Annotated in this window: 2 protein-coding genes; both read right to left on the bottom strand. The window is 62.7% G+C overall.

The window, feature by feature from the left end; genetic code table 11:
• Positions 1 to 77: 77 nt before the first annotated feature.
• On the bottom strand, positions 78 to 1,073 hold the full coding sequence (locus A2J02_RS08895; protein WP_068049395.1) for a GDP-mannose 4,6-dehydratase: 996 nt from the start codon (positions 1,071 to 1,073) through the stop codon (positions 78 to 80).
• The coding region (locus tag A2J02_RS08900) for a glycosyltransferase (protein ID WP_068049397.1) at positions 1,070 to 2,088 on the bottom strand (1,019 nt) is incomplete at its 5' end. The genes A2J02_RS08900 and A2J02_RS08895, both read right to left, overlap by 4 nt.

The raw sequence follows: 2,088 nt of genomic DNA on the forward strand, positions 1-2,088 counted from the left end.
GAGTAGAAGTTCGGCGAGGTAGCTGCCGTCCTGGCCCGCCACTCCGGTGATCAGAGCGGTGGGGTGGGGCCCGGTGTTCACGCGATCTTGACGGTGTCGGGGGACTGTTCGGCGAGGTCGTTGTGCACCATCATGGTCACGAGTTCGGGGAAGGCGACCTTGGGCTTCCAGCCAAGGGCAGCATGCGCTTTCGACGAATCGCCGACGAGCAGGTCGACCTCGGCGGGCCGCAGGAAGCGTGGGTCGATCTTGACGTAGGGCTCCCAGTCGTCGATGTCGACGGCGGCGAAGGCGTGGTCGAGGAGTTCGCGAATCGAGTGGGTCTCACCGGTGGAGATGACGTAGTCGTCGGCCTGGTCCTGCTGCAGCATCAGGTACATGGCTTCGACGTAGTCGCCGGCGAATCCCCAGTCGCGCTTGGCGTCGAGGTTGCCCAGCGAGATCTCGCTCTGCAGCCCGAGTGCGATGCGTGCGACGGCCTGGGAGACCTTTCGCGTCACGAATTCCGGTCCACGGCGCGGTGATTCGTGGTTGAAGAGAATTCCGGAGCTGGCATGCATGTCGTAGGACTCGCGGTAGTTGATGGTCATGTAGTGGCCGTAGACCTTGGCGACGCCGTAGGGCGAGCGTGGCCACAGCAGTGTTTCCTCACGCTGGGGCACCTGCTGCACCTTGCCGAACATCTCGGAGCTGGAGGCTTGGTAGAAGCGAACCTGCTTGCCCGCCACCTGCTCGTACAACCGGGTGGATTCGAGCATGTTCAGCACTCCGCCGCCGGTGACGTCGGTGGTGAGTCGGGCGTTCTCCCAGGAGTACGCCACGAAGGAGACGGCTCCGAGGTTGTAGACCTCGTCGGGATCGGCCACGGCGAATGCGCGCATCAGCGCCGACAGGTCGAGTAGGTCTCCGTGCAGAATCTCGACCTGAGGTAGTACTCGCTCCAGCATCGGAGCTTTCGGATTGTTCTGTCCGCGAAGCAGACCGAACACCTTGTACCCCTTGCTCAGCAGCAACTCTGCGAGATAGAGGCCGTCCTGTCCGGTGATGCCGGTGATCAAAGCGCGCTTGTTCATCGCGACGCCGTCCTCTCGATTCGTTCTGCATTGATCTCGGATACTGCGGAAATGAGTTCGGCGGCAAAGCGTTCTTCACTGAACTGCTCCACGTGTGCCTGAATCTTCAGTGGTTCCCAGGCCGTCCGTTCGAGAGCGGTGACCGCGTCGCGAATCGAATCCGGTTGTGGCTGATCGAAGTACACCCCTGTGATGCCTTCCTCGACCGTGTCGAGGAAGCCGCCCCAGCGGAGCACGGCGCTGGGCTTGCCGTGGTAACCCGCTTCGATGGGGGTCAATCCGTAATCTTCATAGCTCGCGGCGATCAAACCGTTACAGCCCCGATAGAGCCAGGTCATCTGTCCCGAAGTCAGATCGCTGAGCATGAGAACGTTGTCGGACTTGAGCTTTCGCAACCGGTCGGCCTCGGGACCGCGGCCGACGACGATCAACTTGCGGTCGGTTCCGGCGAACGCGGCCATCACCTTGTCGACATTCTTGTACGGCAGCAGCCGCGAGATGCAGAGGTAGTAGCCGCCGCCGGCGAGCCAGCTCACTGCCTCTGACACGGCCTCCGCGGGGGCGGCCTCGACCGTGAACGGAGCCGGCACCACCGTGGATCGGATGCCGTAGGCGTCGGTGATGCGTTGCTGTATCACGGTGGAGATGGCGAGGTAGCGATCCGCCGACAGTGCTGCTCGCCGGTCCCACTGGCGTAGCGGCCACGAGAGAGCCTTGAGGGCAACACGTTTGGCCGGGCTGCGGCTTTCACCCAGATACATCTGCGATTCGTACAGCCATCGCGCAGGTGAATAGCAGTAGACGAGCTTGCGGCCGGAAGTGTGGAAGCCGTGTGCCCAGCCGCTGGTGCTGGTGAGTACCACATCGGCGTCGATCTCGATGGATGAGGAAGCGAAGGGCAGCAGTGGAAGTGCGGCCCGGTGATTCTTGCGCAGGAAGCCGATCCGGTTCAACGTCGACGGGCGCACGTCGAGTTCGGAGAACTCGGGGAACGTCGTCGACGGTTCGAAGAGCG

This window comes from Rhodococcus sp. EPR-147 (genome assembly GCF_001647185.1).
GTDB lineage: Bacteria > Actinomycetota > Actinomycetes > Mycobacteriales > Mycobacteriaceae > Rhodococcoides.